Origin of the sequence: Peteryoungia rhizophila (genome assembly GCF_004912145.1) — a bacterium.
Classification (GTDB): domain Bacteria; phylum Pseudomonadota; class Alphaproteobacteria; order Rhizobiales; family Rhizobiaceae; genus Allorhizobium; species Allorhizobium rhizophilum.
Genome location: NZ_STGT01000004.1, coordinates 109,486 through 124,654 on the forward strand (window position 1 = coordinate 109,486; position 15,169 = coordinate 124,654).

Consider the following 15,169-nt stretch of genomic DNA (forward strand, 5'->3'; position numbering starts at 1 on the left):
TGGTTTTCCTCTTGTTCACGTCAGGGGGGCGGTCGAATTCAAAGGCGGCGCCCTCGGATGGTCGCGAAGGTGGGCGTCTGGAACACATGTCTTCGGTCTGGCCAATATGACGGGCGGCCTGACCTCAACTTGCGTCAAAGTTCCTGAGCCGTCGGCCGGAAGAGGATCTCATTGATGGCGACATCTTCAGGTTCGTTGATTGCGAAGGCCACCATTCGGGCAAATGTCTCGGCCGGCACACCGACCTGTCCCACATAGTCCTGGTTTGCTTTTTGCACGTCCTTCTCGCTGATGTGGTCGAGGAGTTCCGTCTTGACGGCGCCCGGAGAGATGATCGTGGTGCGAATATTGTAGCGCGCCATCTCCTGCCGCAGTCCCTCGGAGACCGCCCTTACGGCGAACTTGGTCGCGGAATACACCGCCGAGCCACCGAAGAGCTTGTGACCCGCCACAGAGGAGACATTGATGATGTGGCCGGATTTTTGCGATTTCATGTGGGGAAGTGCTGCGGCGATGCCGTAGAGGACGCCCTTGAGATTGACGTCGATCATCTGGTCCCACTCGTCGACCTTCAGCCGCTCTATTGGCGAGAGCGGCATGACGCCGGCATTGTTGATCAGCACGTCGATCCGGCCGTAGGTCCCGACGGCGGTTTGCACCAGCGTCTGCAGGTCCTCCTGCTTCGTCACATCGGTCACCACAGTCGTGGCTTTGCCGTCGGCATTGTGGATTTCGGCCGCAAGTGCATCGATGCGATCGGCACGACGAGCACCGAGCACGACGTTTGCCCCCTTGGCGGCAAGGTAGCGCGCAGCGGCTGCACCCATCCCGCTCGAGGCGCCGGTGATGACGATGGTCTTGCCAGCGATATTGTCGGTCATTTCAGGTCTCCGGTAGGTAGAAGGTCAGGGCGGGGCGGCGACAGCAGGCACCCTGCGTTGACGGTCGCCGCCCCGATGATGCGGCATTGCTTACGCCAGATGCTGCCCGAAGAAGTCGGCGATCCGGTCGAACGGGATCTTGTCCATGCGGTCGTAGAGATCGGTGTGGTTGGCATCCGGGATGATCATCAGCTCCTTCGGCTCTGCCGCTGCGGCAAAGGCCGTTTCGCTAAAATATCGCGAGTGGGCATCTGCCCCGTGGACAAGCAGGAGCGGGCGCGGAGAGATCTCGGCGATGTAGGTCAGTATCGGCATGTTCATGAACGATAGGGGCGTAGTCTGCGACCAGGCATTGCCGGAGTTCACGGCGCGGGGATGATAGCCACGGGGCGTCATGTAGTAGTCGTTGTAATCGACGAGGAACTGAGCCTCGCCGCCCTTGAGTTCATTGTAGGGGGGCTGGTAGGCGGGTGTTCCATTTTCCGCGTCCACCCAGCGCTGTCGGCTCATCTGTTCCAGCGCCTGCGCCCGCTGCTCTGGGGTGACTCCATCGTTGTAGCCCTTCGACATCACGCGGGTCATGTCATACATCGTTGTGGCAACGACGGCCTTGACGCGCTTGTCGACGGCAACGGCATTCAGAGCCATGCCGCCAAAGCCGCAAATGCCGATCACGCCGATCCGCTCGCGGTCGACGGTGCCCTGCAGTCCGAGGTAATCGACTGCCGCACTGAAGTCTTCGGTGTTGATGTCAGGCGAGGCAATGTTGCGCGGTTCGCCACCACTTTCACCGGTGTAGGACGGATCGAATGCCAGCGCCGCGAAGCCGCGCTCGGCCATGGTCTGAGCATACAATCCAGAGGACTGCTCCTTCACGGCACCAAATGGGCCACCGATGGCGAGTGCGGGCAAGGGTTGGCTGCCGCGGTTCTTTGGAAGGTATAGATCGCCTGCCAGCATGATGCCGTAACGGTTTTTGAACGAGACCTTCTGGTGATCGACGGTTTCGCTCTTGGGAAACACCTTGTCCCAATCGGAAGTTTGAGCGAGTGCGGATTTTACCGTCATCGTCGGAAGCAAGCTCATCGCTGCGACAGCCAGGCCCGTTCCCTGCATGAGGCGACGCCGGCTTGTGTTGTAAGCTCTTTGGGTCTCGATTGTCTTGGTCATGGATCATCTCCGTTGGGTTGACGTCTTGGTGGTTCAGCGCCGGCTCAGGCACGGCGCTGCGCGCGGTATTTCGTTCAGGAAGGTTGCTGGCTCGCGCGCCACGCTGCCAGCGATGAAAGCGAAGAGCCGACAAGCAGGAGCGCCGCGAAGAGAAAGGAACTCCACCAGCCAATGTGATCGAAGAGTAGGCCGCCGAGCGCTGCGCCTATCGTGATTGCGAACTGGATGACTGCAACCTGCAGACCGCCGCCGGCTTCGGCGTCGTCGCTCAAGACCTGGGAGAGCCAGGTACCCCAGGCGACGGGAGCGGCCGTGCCAATGAAGCCCCAGGCGCCCAGGAGAAGCGTGACGGCAAGCTGCGAACGCGATGCTGCCACGAGCCCGACGGCAAGCAGTGCCATCACAAGCGGTATTCCGATCGCCAGCGCGTAGAGCCGGCGTGGCAACAGGCGGCTGATGGACCAGGTGCCACCAACGCCCGCCAGTCCCATTAGCAACAGCACAAGAGAGAGCGAGGTGACGTTGAACCCCGAGACGCTCTCAAGGTAGGGCCGCAGATAGGTGAAAAGTGCGAACTGGCCCATGAACAGCAAGAGGATGGCTGTCATCCCGAGTGCGACCTGACGGCGGACCAGCAGGCGGAAGACGTTGGTCGTGGGCTTCTCGTCCTTTGCCGGCAGATCGGGCATGGTCATCCACTGCCAGGCAAGAGCCACCAGCGCCAGCGGCACAACAAGAAAGAATGCGCCACGCCAGCCGATCAACTCACCAAGGAAGCTGCCAAGTGGCGCGGAAATGGTGGCGGCGATGGCATTTCCGGCGTTCAGCGCCGCCAGTCCCTTCGGCACCTGATCCTGCGGCAGAAGCCGCATGACGATGGCCGTCGACATCGACCAGAAGCCGCCAATCGCAATGCCGAGAAATGCTCGACCTGCCATCAGGGTCCAATAGCTGGGAGCAAAGGTCACCACCACGGCTGAGAAAACGAGCAGCGCGGAAAACCAGGTGAGAACCTTCTTCCGATCGATCCCCGTCGTCAGCCTTGTAACAAACAGGCTGGTGACGACGGCGAAGAACCCGGAAATCGAGATCGCCTGTCCCGCTTGTCCCTCGAGCATGGACAGATCGCGGGCGATCGGAGTGAGCAGACTGACGGGCATGAATTCCGAGGCGATGAGCACGGAAACGGTCAGCGCCATGGAGCCGACGGCACCCCACGCGCTCGGGGATTTCAATGTTTCACGATAAGTCAGCTCGGCCATAGTCTACAAACCCTACGAAAGCGGCGACATGCTCTCTCTTGGGTTCTTTGTAGCCAGTTCCAATTAGTCCGATTAGCCCGTTAATTCCGCATAGATATATCGATGGGGGCCATCAATAAAAATCTCCCGCCTTGCTTGGCAGGGCGGGAGATCGTGTTAGGCCCTTCGGATCACGCCAGCAGCGCGCACCGCTTAGCGCGTCGCGAGGAAGTCGATGATGGCCTTGCGCTCGTCGACCTTTGGAAATCGCTGGGTCATGCGCGTTCCCTTAACCAGAGCGCCTGGATTGGTGAGATAGGTGTCAAGCTGGACGGCATCCCGGGTAATGCCGGAGCCCTGCATCGCGGAGGAGTAGCGAAAGCCATCCACGCTTCCGGCTGCCCGGCCGATCACACCTTGCAGATGTGGCCCAACGCCATTGCGTGTACTGTCGATCTGATGACATGCGCCGCAGCGCTGCTGGAACAGCCTCTGTCCCTCTGCCGCATCCTGGGCATGGGCGTTAAGAGCGAGCAGGACGGTGGCGATCACTGCGGCGGCGATCTGCTTGAAGGTGCCGATCATCAACCCTGTTTCTCCTCGAATGTCGTTTTCGATAGCGGCAAACTGCGCGGTCGTTCGGTGGCAAGGACGGCCACAGCATTGGCAATGGCGGGAGGCACGCCCGGCAGACCCGGTTCGCCAATACCGCCAATCGGCGCGCCGCTTTCGATGATGCGCACATGAACCCTCGGCATGCGGTCCGGTGTCAGGATCTGATAGCCGTCGTAGTTGCGGGCCTGAGGAAGACCATCGACATAGACGACTTCTTCCAGCAACGCCGACGAGACGCCGAGCGCCACGGCCGAGTTGACCTGATGCTCGATCACCCTCGGGTTGACCACGGTGCCCGGGTCGATTGCGACCCAGACGTCGTGCACCACAACCTGACCATCCGACAGCGAGACCTCCGCGATCGTTGCCACTTCGCTTCCAAAGGGAGAGGCCATTGCGACGCCTCGGGCGCGGCGCGTCCCATCCTCGGCTGCAAAGGGACCCCGCCTCCAGCCGCCCGATAGCTCGGCCACCGACTGCAGCAGCGTGTGATGACGCGGGCTGTTCTTGAGAAGCGCCAGACGCAATTCATAGGGATCCTTGGCGCCGGCATCCGCCATCTCGTCGAAGAAGGTCTCCGAGAAAAAGTCGTTCATCGAATGGCCGACCGAGCGCCAGAAGCCGATGATCGCGGGATCATCGACATGGATCTGGGCGATCCGCTTGTTGGGGATCGCATAGACTTTGCCCGCGATGCCCTCCACCGCCGAACTGTCGACCTTGTCGGGCTGGCGACCATACCAGCGTCCCGTGGCACCTTCACCGACGGCCACCGCCGAGAACGCCGTCGGATTGCCGTCCTGGTCGAGCCCCGCGCGGAAGCGGACCGCCGCCATCGGACGCAGGGTGTCGCGCAGGAACTCTTCCTCCCGGCTCCAGACGAGCTTGATCGGACGACCGACTGCCTTTGCAAGCAGGATGGCCTGCGGATAGGGATTAGCGCTCTGGTAGAGGAAGTGGCGACCGAAAAACCCACCCAGCATCGGCGAGTGGATGATGACCTTTTCCGGCGCAATGCCGGCGACCTTGGCGGCATCGCCCTGGAACATTTCCGGTGCCTGGTTGGGAATCCAGAGTTCGAGCGTCCCGTCCTCATTCCAGCGCGCGACGGCAGACGGCGGCTCCAACTGACCATGGGCGAGATGGGGCGCGTCATAGGTCGCTTCAACAACCTTGGCGGCCGCAGAAAGGGCGGCCGCGGCATCCCCCTCTTCCTCGAAGGTCACGCCATCACCGGTCGTCGCCTTCAACTTTTCCATATGGCCCGTGCTGGAGAAGTCAGAGGGCATGGCATGCGCTGTCCCAGAAGCGGCTTCATTCCAGGAAACCTGTAGCGCTTCGACAGCCATGCGCGCGCGCCACCAGCTATCGGCGACCACGGCGACAGCACCCGGAAGCGTATGCACGGAATGCACGCCCGTCCGCGCCTTGATCTCGGCTTCGTTCGTCATCGTGCCGGGTTCCTGACCGAGCCGCGGGCTGTGCTGGACGGCTGCAAAGAGCATGCCGTCGACCTTGGTGTCGATCGCATACTGGGCCTTGCCCGTCGCCTTCGCGCGCACGTCCAGCCGTTCGACCGGCTTTCCGATCCAGCGGAAGTCCTTGGAGTCGCGTAAAGTCACAGTTTCCGGAACCGGGAGACCTGCGGCGGCCTCGGCGATTTCGCCATAAGCGAGGCTGCGACCCGAAGCGGCATGCACCACGCGACCCGGTTCTGTCGAAAGCTCTGCAACCGGGACCGACAGTCGCTCGGCGGCAGCCTGAAGCAGCATGCCCCGCGCAGACGCGCCAAGCTTGCGCATGATGTCGTAGCTCGAGCGGACAGAGAAGCTGCCGCCGGTGAAGCGGAAGCCGCCGATCAGGCCGTAATCCGGGCCGGGCGGTGCTGCCTCGACCACGAAATTGGCGGGGTCGACATCGAGTTCTTCGCCGACGATCTGGGCCATCGCCGTGAAGATGCCCTGACCACCTTCGATGAAGGCGCTGCGGAAGAACACCGTGCTGTCGGGCCGGATCTCGATAAAGGCCGGGACGCGGGTCCCGGGGGTAACGGTTGCAGCGGCCTGAGCCATCACGGGGCGGATTGCGCCGGGTACCGTCACGCCAAGAACGAGGGCACCGGCAACCGTGCCAAGGAAGCCGCGACGCGAGATCTTGAACGGCTTGTCATCGACGGCTGTGTTTGCGGGTGTATCGATATGAATCTGGTTCATCGTAGTCCCTCCACTCAAGCCTGGGCCGCTTCGCGCACGGCAGCAGCGATTGCGTTGTAGGTTCCGCAGCGACAGAGATTGACCATGGCAGCCGCAAAGTCTTCGTCGGTCGGCTGTGGCGTCTCTTTCAGCAGCGCAGTTGCGGCCATGACCTGGCCGGACTGACAATAGCCGCATTGCGGCACCTGATTGGCCACCCAGGCCTCCACCACCTTTTGCCCGACCGGATCTTCGGTGATGGCCTCGATGGTGGTGATCTGCGTACCAACCACCGTGTCGACCGTTGTGACGCAGGAGCGTGTCGGCTGCCCGTCGACCAGCACCGTGCAGGCGCCACATTGGGCGAGACCGCAACCGTATTTGGTGCCGGTCATGCCAAGCGTGTCGCGCAGCACCCAAAGCAGTGGGGTGTCGGCTTCGACATCGACGTCCTGCTGATTTCCGTTGATGTTGAGTTCCATGGTTTGGTCCTTCGATCGGTTCGAGACAGGAGCATAAGGTACAGCGCGGGACTGCCCCATGACAGAAGCTATCAAGTGTTTTTGATATGCATTAGACGGCATGGGTCGCTTAGATTTATCGACTACGACCATAAATAGACAAAAAATGAGGATTGCCTGATGGCCAGGGAAGACTTCAACGACCTGCTCTGGTTTCTGGCGCTGGCTGAGGATCGCAGCTTCACCAAGGCGGCCGCCAAGCTCGGGATCACGCAGTCGACTCTCAGCCACACGATCAAGCGCCTTGAAACCCGCCTGGGTCTGCGCCTTCTCACCCGGACCACGCGCAGCGTTTCGCTGACGGAGGCTGGCGAGCGTCTGTTCAATGCGCTTTTGCCGCGCATCACGGCGATCCGTGGCGAGCTGGAAGCCCTCTCCGACCTGCGTGACAAACCGGCCGGCACCGTTCGCATCACGCTGTCCGATCACGCGCTCGAAACACTAGTCTGGCCGAAACTGCAGCCAATCCTGAAAGACTATCCCGATATCCGGGTCGAACTCAGCCGTGACAATGGCTTGCGCAACATCGTTGAAGACGGGTTCGACGCCGGCGTGCGGCTCGGCGAGAGCATCGAAAAGGACATGATTGCCGTTCGGATCGGTCCGGACTGGCGCATGCTGGTCGTCGCATCGCCGGCTTATCTGGCGGATAAACCTATGCCTCAGCATCCGCAGGATCTGGTCGGCCACAACTGCATCAACATGCGCCAGGCAACCGGCGGAGGGCTTTATGCCTGGGAATTCGAGAAGGGCGGGCAGGAACTGCGCGTCCGTGTGACGGGCCAGCTCACGTTCAACACGTCCTATCCCATGGTTGACGCGGCCGTGAAAGGTCTCGGTGTCGCCTACGTTCCGGACGATCTGGTTGCTGCTGAACTTTCAGCAGGCACGCTCGTGACGCTCCTTGAGGATTGGACGCCGCCCTTTCCGGGCTACTATCTGTATTATCCGAGCCGCCACCAGAATGCGCCCGCCTTCCGGGTTGTGGTCGATGCATTGCGGCAGAAGTAGCAGCGCTTTGCAGCGTCATGCAAATGCGATGACCGGCGCACAAAACACCGAATATGCGAGCGAACCGAGGAGCCCGCCGATCATCAGGAGCCTCTGAAATTGGCCAGCGTGGATCTTCAGGAATTCGGTCATGATACGGCTCCGTCTGTCAGGTGTAGGGAAGCATCTGGCCCGCGAACACCACGCCGGTCCAGGCTGAGATGGAGAGCAAGGCTGCGACACGTGCGAAAAACGGGGGCATCGAAGCCTCGCCCCATTGCGCCATGCCGCGGCCGGTCCCGAGATGGAACGCTGCGGCATTTGCACCTGCCGCACAAAGCAGCCCCAGCTTCCACGGAGCTGCTCCAGAGGCCGCGATCATCGTCGCCTGGGCGCTCAGCAGCGCGAGCCCGGTGATGGCGGCTGTGATGAACCCGACATAGCAAACGGGCAGCAGATGCCGCATTGTTGAAGTCATGGAAACTGTTTGTCTGCCAAGGCCTAGCAGCCGCATGTCGACAGCAAAGATGGACCCTATAAGCAATGCTATGCCGAGAACATGGAGGGTTTCGAGGACAGCGTAGAGGTAGCCGGCAGATCGTACCGTCTGACCGACGATAGATGCCTGAAGCAGTTCGAGAGCTGAGTTCAACACGGGTTTCAGTTCGCTTTGTTGTTGGCGCTTAGTCCGGCAAAGGGGCTCGTTCGGGGAGCGTGTTACCAAGGACCTGGTTTACCGGTGTCGCATCTTCCCCGTACCAGAACACCACCGGACGAAAGAGACCTTCATCGCTGCGGTTGATGTAGCCAACGGCTTGAAAACGCTCGCCGACTTTCAGCGGGCGATCCAGTCCCCAGCGCCCGGACCATGCCGGCGGTGCGATGACGATCTCCAGCTCCCCAAGGCCGCCGTCATAGGCCAGAGCGCGGTCGACCCGCACGTTATCCTCCGGATGCTGCAAATCTTCCGGTATGGGAAGCTCGGGCGTATCGGGTGGCAGGCTCGCATCCAGCTTTACATCGAACTCTGAGTGCGGATTGCCCCAAACGCCCTCGGACGAGACGGTTCCTGCAATGTAGACCAGCCTGCTGGTGTCGAAGGTTGGCCATCCATGGTGTGCCGATACATTCTTCAGCGCAAGCGGAACGCCGGTGAACGCGAAAGCCACGGCAAGTCCCAGAACAACTGACCATTGTTTTGCGCTGCCAAGGCTGGCTGCCGCCATGTTTTTGCGAGGCATGGTGCTCAAACTCCAGATGAGAAATCGACTTTGTCATCAGGCGGGTGCGTGGGATCTGGCCTAGCCGCCCCTCGGTTCACCACCCCTCCGATATCGACAGTCATCCTAGGTGCCGTGCGGATTAAAGATTAGCCTGGTAGAACTCATCAGGCTTATGGGCCTGGGACATAAGTGGGGACGTGCATGTTGCGCTCCCGCGATGAGAGAATCTGGCTATCAACTGCGGTTTCGTGGAGTGCAGGGAGAACCGAGGTTGCGCGGCTCGCTGCGGCTGGAACTTTACCAGTTGTTCGTTTCGAATGTGAGATGTCCGCTTTTGCCCGACGGAAGCTGACCGTCCTCCGGCGACACTTCCTGCTTCCAAACTCGAAGCAGTTCATGTCTCCTATTGGCGCGAAGCGGAAATGATTTCCGCTATCGGCCCAATGCCGCCATGATAATTGCGTTAGCTGAAAGCCCCTGGCAGCTACCAGCAGCCAGGGGCTCATGGAAAGTCGAAGCGTTGGACAAAAACTTCTTAGAGAGAATCGATCGCATCGGTCAGCCGCAAAGGTGTGAGGCGCTGACAAGCGAGCAGGATATGCGCTTGTCCCGCCATTTGCCCGAAGCCTTCATGATGTTTTTGCGCAAGTACGGCTTTGGCGACTATTTTGGGCGCAAGCTTCAATATTGCGACCCAGACCTGCTCTCGCCAATCCTGGAACTGCTCTTCAAGCGAGACCCTGATTTCGGCATAGAGGACTGCTTTGTCGTTGCCTATTCGGCCTTCGGCCGTCTGGTGTGCTGGTCCGAACGGCATGACCATTTCGAGATTGATCTTATCGACCAGCGGCTGACTTCCTCCGAGCTTGCACCGACGCAATTTGTCTTGCCGCCGCACCTTGCAAATCGCCCGCGAAGCACGGACCCCAACATACTCGCTCGTTCGCTTCTTCCTTACGAAAGCAAGGACTACGAGGAGTTCGATTCCAGCGATCAGCCGATGTTCGAGCGGTGCCAGAATCTGCATGGCAAGTTGGAAAGGGGCGAGTGTTACGGATATTTTCCAGCGATTGCTTCGGTCGGTCAGTTGAGCCCGGCACGGAAGATAGAGAACATCAAACGCGTTCAGGCTCTGGAGCATTTTTCGATCTTAGCGCAACTGGGCGCAGTTCGGCTGATGCGGCTGGAGCGAGGCCAGTATTCGCAGGTCCGCCTTATAAGTTGAACGCAGCCCTCTATTAGGGGGCTACCGCTCCTGGGCGGTTAGTCCGACCAGAACGGCCGCTTTTAGGAGCTGACAACGCCTGCGTTAATGATCGAAACGGGGTCGAAACAGTACTTTCATCAACGCGTGGGACTACGTCCGGTTTTGGCGCGAAGCGGAAGACGACGGTCGGCCCGTTGCAGACGTCGGACTGAGACAGGAAACGGGTGGCGAGTAGCCTTAGCACGCAATAGCCATCTCCTGCATCATTAACAGGAGATGGAAAATGGAACTGGCCAACAAGACTTTGATCGTGACCGGAGCCAGCAGTGGTATCGGCGCCGCCGCCGCCAGACTGTTTGCGTCGGAAGGGGCAAACGTCGTTCTGGCGGCGCGACGATCTGATGAACTTCAGTCAATTGCCGAGGACATCACCAGATGTGGCGGCAGCGTTGTGTACCATGCAGGTGATGTACTGGATCAAGATTATGCGGGTGCGCTGACCGAGCTGGCCCTGCAGCGTTTCGGCAGCGTACATGGAGCGTTCAACAATGCGGGCGTGGTAGGTGACATGCTTTCGGTACCTGAGATGTCATTTGAGAACTGGAACAGAGTAATCTCAACGAACCTCACCAGCGCTTTCTGGGCAGCTAAGGCGCAGATTCCGGTCCTGAAGGAACAAGGCGGCGGCTCCATTGTGTTCACGTCCTCTTTCGTCGGCTTCAGCAACGGTGGCCTACCTGGTATGGGAGCCTATGCCGCGTCGAAGGCAGGATTGAACGGGCTTGTCCAATCGCTTGCCGCTGAGCATGCCAGCGAGGGCATCCGGATCAACGCGCTGTTACCGGGAGGGACCGTTACCCCTGCAGGTGGCGAAGGCAATCCAGAAGCTTTGAAGTTCGTGTCTGACCTGCACCCGATGCGAAGGATGGCTTCAGCATTAGAGATTGCTCAAGCCGCACTTTTTCTCCTCTCGGACCGGTCTCAGTTCATGACCGGTAGCCCCATGATTGTCGATGGGGGCATGTCGGTTCGCCTCTTATAGTTCAAAAGACTGGTGTCGCAGTTTCAGGAACATCTGCGGCACCAACCGGGCCCTTTAGCGGTCTCAGACGCCAATGGTTATCCAGTGCCGAAAGAGCGAGGGCATCAAGACCTACCAGGTGAGGTGTTGGGTGCGCTCACGTTCACAGGCTCGCTGCATCCGACAGACGGCGAGACACAGTGAAGACCCGCTCCAGATCCGGATTGAGTTCGAGCCCGAGTCCGGGGCCAGGAGGAACGGTGATCATGCCATTTTTTACTTCAGGCAATGCCGTTACCAGATCGCGATACCAGGTCTTGTAGAATGCCCTGACGCTCTCCTGGACCAAGGCGTTGGGGGCATTGAGCGACAAATGGGTGGATGCACAGAGCACCACCGGACCGGTGCAGTCATGCGGCGCGACGGGAAGATGCCAGGCCTCCGCCATGGCAGCGATCTTCCTTGCCTCCGACAGCCCACCGCACCAGCTGATGTCCAGCATGACAACCCCGGCTGATCCGGTCTCCAGGAGGTCTCGGAATGCGAAGCGCGAGCCCAGTGTCTCGGATGCCGAGATGGGAGCCGGCGAGACCGCGGCATAGCGCGTGAGGCTTGAAAGACTGTCCATCTTGATCGGGTCTTCATGCCAGAAGGTTTGATAGGGTGTGAGAGCCTTGGCAATCTGCATGGCCGGCAAGAGTTGCCACATGGAGTGGAACTCGACCATGATGTCCATCTTGTCGCCGACGGCTGAACGGATCTTCTCAAACGGCTCAAGCGCGCGTTTCAGGTCTGGCATGGAGATGTATTGGCCGCGGCTTTTTTCAGCGGCAAGATCAAAGGGCCAGATTTTCATCCCCGTGATGCCGTCCTCGAGCAGGGAGTGGGCAAGTTCGTCTGCGCGAAGAAGAAAGCCGTTCAGGTCATCATAAGCCCGACTTGCCGATGTCGACAGATCATAGTTTGCCGTTGTCTGCCCAGTCGCCTTCTTGATGTATTCGGTGCCGGCACAGGTGTTGTAGGTCCGGATTTGACGACGGCTGAAACCGCCGAGCAGTTGCGCGATCGGCTGCCCGGTCGCCTTGCCAAAGATATCCCACAAGGCGATGTCGAAAGCGGAATTGCCGCGCACTTCAGCACCAGAAGAGCGGAAGCCGAGATAGCCGACCAGATCTGCCGCCAGGAGATCAATCTGGAGTGGATCGCGGCCGATCACCCGAGGGGCCACATATTCATGGATGTAAGCCTCCACGGTCGCCGCCCCGAAGAATGTCTCTCCAAGTCCGGTGATCCCTTCGTCCGTGTGAACGAGTATCCAGATCAGGTTCTGCCGCTCGGCAATGCGCACAGTTTCCAGTTTTGTGATCTTCATGAACGTCTCCTCAGCCAAGTCCGGCGGCAAGGAGTGCCTTGACGCTTTCATCGAAATGTTTTGCCATCAGATGGCTTGCCGCCTGTGGATCCCCGGCAAGGATGGCCTCGGCTATCGCTACGTGAAGCGCATTCATGGCCCGTCGCTCTTCATCAGAGGAGCGACTGCGCCATCCGATGGGCCAGGTCTGTTGCGAGACACCTTGAAATGCGCCGATAATCATTGAAAAGATCGGGTTCTTCGAAGCCTTCGCAATGGCCAGATGGAAGGCCAGATCGTGCTCCATCACCCTCTCAGGCGAATGAAACTGCGTTTGCATGGCCTGGGCATTTTCCAGAATGCTGCGCGCCTCTGCGTCTGAGCGCCTAAGTGCAGCAAGACTGGCTGTGCGCACTTCGATCGTCCGCCTCACATCGTAGATTTGATGGACGCTGATCTGCTCGGTTTCGACACCGTGTTCGATCATCAGTGCCATTGCACCATGGTCAAGCTGCGCAACGCGCGCGCGCTTTCCCACATGCAGATCAAGCAGTCTCATGGCTGCGAGCGACCGGAAGGCTTCGCGGATCACGGTACGTGACACATGCAGCTCCTTCGACAGGGCCAGCTCGCTTGGGAGGCTGTCACCCGGACCAAGCCCCTTGTCGCGGATATAGGCCGTGACGGCGCCGATCACGCCACCAACCAGTCCAGCATGCCCAGCCTCAACCAACCCCACCGATAAACACCCATCCAAATCGCAAAACCTGTCCTACAGGTTTTGCCAAGCCTTGTTCATTTTGTCAAAATCTGTCTGTCACTGGGCACGGCCTGGACTTCCTTTTGTCCCCTGAACTCCCGGTACAGTTTGATGCAAAAAGTCTCCGATGCACCCTGGAGGATGCAGGTAGAGGTTTTAGGAGTTGCCGACGCAAACAACAGAAACCCGCAATTGTCGAGGCGCGCCAAGCCACAGCTTTGCTGGCTCGTTAATCGCGAGAACAAGCATCCATGTGCTCATGTTGGGCGCGATCGTCCAGACATGGAAAGTATCGACGGCCATCGAGAGCGGTGAAGAACTAGAGACTGCCGGCAAAGAGTTGATTGCGCTCAGCGAGACCTTTGCAGTCTGACACAGGCTCTCTTTCGCACTGGTCGATTCAACCCTTTGCTCACGCGACACCATACTGCATCCCGGATCAAAGCCGCGCCTGCGCGAGATCCGGGTCAGACAATGAAGAATATCGGAGCTTTCAGCATCGCGGCGACCGAAGGGCGCGAAAGCGGGAATTCTCGACACGTCAGGGCCGGGAAAAGCGAAGCCGCAGGAGCCTGAGCATAGCGACCCAACGGGGCAGGCGGGAACGACTTCGCCCGGCCATGGCGTTCCGCATGAAGGGGCAGAATGAGCTCCGTAGCAAACAACGCCACCCTCACCGCCCCGGCCTCCCCAGTGTCCGGGCAATATCGATGATATCATCGCGAGCCGCCGTCGGATCGTCCTTGCTCCAGGCGACGCCCAGCCCGATCTTCAGGTCGATGCCGGTCACTTTCTTGAGCACCACATCCCTGCCCGGCAGGTCTCCTGTCCATTCCGGGGCAAAGCCGACACCAAGGCCTGAGGAGACCAGCGAGATCAGCGAGAAGGTGTCGTCACAGGTATAGGCGACATTGTCGTTCAGCCCATGCTCCGCGAAGGTCTCGGAGAAATAGCGCTCCGTATAGGAGAGGTTCTGCCGCTTGAATGCGATGATCTTCTCATGGCGCAGATCCTCGACCGTCACCTCTTGTCTCGATGCAAGCGGATTTCCCATCGGCACTGCCAGCAGATAACGCTCATGGGCAATCGAGAAGAAGCGCAAGGATCCGATGTTCTCGACAGGACGGATGAAGCCAAGGTTCAGCTTTCCGCATTCCAGCTGCCGGATGATGTCGGCCGTCGAACCATTCGACACATGCAGGCGAATATCGGGAAACTTCCGGCCAATCCGGGCGAGGAATGCCGGCAGTACACCCGTTGTTGCCGGATAGATCGTGCCGATCCTGATCTCCCGCATCGTCCTGCCTCCAGCCGCACGCGCCATCTCGGCGGATAGATCGAGTTCTCCCAGCATCCTCACACAGCGATGGTAGAACACCTCCCCTGCCCGCGTCAGCTCGACCTTGCGTGTCGAGCGCGTCAGCAATTGAACACCCAGCCCCCGCTCAAGCGACTGGACCTGCGTGCTCAGTGCCGGTTGGGCGATGTTCACGCGCATGGCGGCTCGACCGAAGTGCAGCTCCTCCGCGACCGCGACAAAGTAGGAGAGTTGGCGGAGTTCCATCTAATCGTTCCTCATCGATCCATCGGAGACGATTATGCCTTATATGTATAGAATAGCCAGTTATTTTATTGATTGCGATTTCCGATGATGCGGTATGACACCGCGCGAATTGCTGGCCTGGAACATACGGAAACTGAGGGTGGAGCGAGGTCTCTCACAAGAGCGGTTAGCTCTGGAGGCCCAGGTTGAACGCGTCTCCATCTCGCAGATCGAGCGGAAGCAGGTAAACTTGGGTATCGATTCATTGGGGAAGATTGCTCAGGCATTGAACTGCGCTGTATCTGACCTTCTGATGATGCCACCGCCTGGAGACAAGATGCCTCCCGTTCTCCGCCCCGGTCGCAAGAACAGTAACTGATCCCTCTATGGCTAATGGCACAGGAAGGGATCACAGGCAGACCGCCCAGGTGCATGAAACTAGAACGCGCAAGAC

At 59.6% G+C, this 15,169-nt stretch carries 15 protein-coding genes; 4 read left to right on the forward strand and 11 right to left on the reverse strand.

Annotated features, from left to right (window positions below; all coding sequences use genetic code 11):
* Positions 1-134: 134 nt before the first annotated feature.
* From E9677_RS16535 to E9677_RS16560, 6 genes are all read right to left on the reverse strand, one after another.
* On the reverse strand, positions 135-881 hold the full coding sequence (locus E9677_RS16535; protein ID WP_136559184.1) for an SDR family oxidoreductase: 747 nt from the start codon (positions 879-881) through the stop codon (positions 135-137).
* A gap of 90 nt (positions 882-971) precedes the next feature.
* Positions 972-2,051, reverse strand: a complete 1,080-nt coding sequence (locus tag E9677_RS16540; RefSeq protein ID WP_136559185.1) for an alpha/beta hydrolase — start codon at positions 2,049-2,051, stop codon at positions 972-974.
* A gap of 74 nt (positions 2,052-2,125) precedes the next feature.
* Positions 2,126-3,313, reverse strand: coding sequence for an MFS transporter (locus E9677_RS16545; RefSeq protein WP_136559186.1), 1,188 nt, complete (start codon positions 3,311-3,313; stop codon positions 2,126-2,128).
* A 192-nt stretch (positions 3,314-3,505) separates the two neighbouring features.
* Positions 3,506-3,877 (reverse strand): c-type cytochrome, encoded by a 372-nt coding sequence (locus E9677_RS16550; RefSeq protein WP_136559187.1) that lies wholly within the window; start codon positions 3,875-3,877, stop codon positions 3,506-3,508.
* Complete coding sequence (locus E9677_RS16555; protein ID WP_136559188.1) at positions 3,877-6,120, reverse strand: xanthine dehydrogenase family protein molybdopterin-binding subunit; 2,244 nt, start codon at positions 6,118-6,120, stop codon at positions 3,877-3,879. Before E9677_RS16555 ends, E9677_RS16550 begins: the two co-directional genes overlap by 1 nt.
* A gap of 14 nt (positions 6,121-6,134) precedes the next feature.
* Entirely contained in the window at positions 6,135-6,581 is a 447-nt protein-coding gene (locus E9677_RS16560) for a (2Fe-2S)-binding protein (RefSeq protein WP_136559189.1), read from the reverse strand.
* A 159-nt stretch (positions 6,582-6,740) separates the two neighbouring features.
* On the opposite strand from E9677_RS16560, the gene E9677_RS16565 reads away from it, so the two are divergent.
* The gene (locus E9677_RS16565; RefSeq protein WP_136559190.1) at positions 6,741-7,631 is read left to right on the forward strand and encodes a LysR family transcriptional regulator; all 891 of its coding nucleotides are present in this window, start codon (positions 6,741-6,743) and stop codon (positions 7,629-7,631) included.
* Between the two features lie 148 nt (positions 7,632-7,779).
* Here E9677_RS16565 and E9677_RS25585 read toward each other — a convergent pair whose 3' ends face one another.
* Positions 7,780-8,088, reverse strand: a complete 309-nt coding sequence (locus E9677_RS25585; protein WP_235882997.1) for a hypothetical protein — start codon at positions 8,086-8,088, stop codon at positions 7,780-7,782.
* Between the two features lie 205 nt (positions 8,089-8,293).
* A complete protein-coding gene (locus tag E9677_RS16575; protein ID WP_136559191.1) occupies positions 8,294-8,851 on the reverse strand; it encodes a hypothetical protein in 558 nt (185 codons plus the stop codon).
* A gap of 502 nt (positions 8,852-9,353) precedes the next feature.
* Here E9677_RS16575 and E9677_RS16580 point away from each other — a divergent pair.
* A complete protein-coding gene (locus tag E9677_RS16580) occupies positions 9,354-10,058 on the forward strand; it encodes a GAD-like domain-containing protein (RefSeq protein WP_235882998.1) in 705 nt (234 codons plus the stop codon).
* 265 nt (positions 10,059-10,323) lie between these two features.
* Entirely contained in the window at positions 10,324-11,082 is a 759-nt protein-coding gene (locus E9677_RS16585; protein ID WP_136559193.1) for an SDR family oxidoreductase, read from the forward strand.
* Between the two features lie 142 nt (positions 11,083-11,224).
* Here the strand turns inward: E9677_RS16585 and E9677_RS16590 are convergent, their stop codons facing one another.
* The 3 genes from E9677_RS16590 to E9677_RS16600 all read right to left on the reverse strand — a co-directional run bounded on the left by E9677_RS16590 (position 11,225) and on the right by E9677_RS16600 (position 14,736).
* Positions 11,225-12,433 (reverse strand): mandelate racemase/muconate lactonizing enzyme family protein, encoded by a 1,209-nt coding sequence (locus tag E9677_RS16590; RefSeq protein ID WP_136559194.1) that lies wholly within the window; start codon positions 12,431-12,433, stop codon positions 11,225-11,227.
* A 10-nt stretch (positions 12,434-12,443) separates the two neighbouring features.
* Entirely contained in the window at positions 12,444-13,151 is a 708-nt protein-coding gene (locus E9677_RS16595) for a FadR/GntR family transcriptional regulator (protein WP_235882999.1), read from the reverse strand.
* 694 nt (positions 13,152-13,845) lie between these two features.
* Positions 13,846-14,736 (reverse strand): LysR family transcriptional regulator, encoded by an 891-nt coding sequence (locus tag E9677_RS16600; RefSeq protein ID WP_136559195.1) that lies wholly within the window; start codon positions 14,734-14,736, stop codon positions 13,846-13,848.
* A gap of 94 nt (positions 14,737-14,830) precedes the next feature.
* On the opposite strand from E9677_RS16600, the gene E9677_RS16605 reads away from it, so the two are divergent.
* Positions 14,831-15,094 carry a helix-turn-helix domain-containing protein gene (locus E9677_RS16605; RefSeq protein WP_136559196.1) on the forward strand — a complete coding sequence of 88 codons (264 nt, stop codon included), beginning with the start codon at positions 14,831-14,833 and terminating at the stop codon, positions 15,092-15,094.
* The last annotated feature ends 75 nt before the right edge of the window (positions 15,095-15,169 follow it).

Coding starts and splice junctions, on each gene's coding strand:
- E9677_RS16545 (WP_136559186.1), bottom strand. CDS start 3,313: ATGGCCGAGCTGACTTATCGTGAAACATTGAAATCCCCGAGCGCGTGG.
- E9677_RS16600 (WP_136559195.1), bottom strand. CDS start 14,736: ATGGAACTCCGCCAACTCTCCTACTTTGTCGCGGTCGCGGAGGAGCTG.
- E9677_RS16575 (WP_136559191.1), bottom strand. CDS start 8,851: ATGCCTCGCAAAAACATGGCGGCAGCCAGCCTTGGCAGCGCAAAACAA.
- E9677_RS25585 (WP_235882997.1), bottom strand. CDS start 8,088: ATGACTTCAACAATGCGGCATCTGCTGCCCGTTTGCTATGTCGGGTTC.
- E9677_RS16565 (WP_136559190.1), top strand. CDS start 6,741: ATGGCCAGGGAAGACTTCAACGACCTGCTCTGGTTTCTGGCGCTGGCT.
- E9677_RS16560 (WP_136559189.1), bottom strand. CDS start 6,581: ATGGAACTCAACATCAACGGAAATCAGCAGGACGTCGATGTCGAAGCC.
- E9677_RS16550 (WP_136559187.1), bottom strand. CDS start 3,877: ATGATCGGCACCTTCAAGCAGATCGCCGCCGCAGTGATCGCCACCGTC.
- E9677_RS16535 (WP_136559184.1), bottom strand. CDS start 881: ATGACCGACAATATCGCTGGCAAGACCATCGTCATCACCGGCGCCTCG.
- E9677_RS16585 (WP_136559193.1), top strand. CDS start 10,324: ATGGAACTGGCCAACAAGACTTTGATCGTGACCGGAGCCAGCAGTGGT.
- E9677_RS16540 (WP_136559185.1), bottom strand. CDS start 2,051: ATGACCAAGACAATCGAGACCCAAAGAGCTTACAACACAAGCCGGCGT.
- E9677_RS16590 (WP_136559194.1), bottom strand. CDS start 12,433: ATGAAGATCACAAAACTGGAAACTGTGCGCATTGCCGAGCGGCAGAAC.
- E9677_RS16605 (WP_136559196.1), top strand. CDS start 14,831: ATGACACCGCGCGAATTGCTGGCCTGGAACATACGGAAACTGAGGGTG.
- E9677_RS16555 (WP_136559188.1), bottom strand. CDS start 6,120: ATGAACCAGATTCATATCGATACACCCGCAAACACAGCCGTCGATGAC.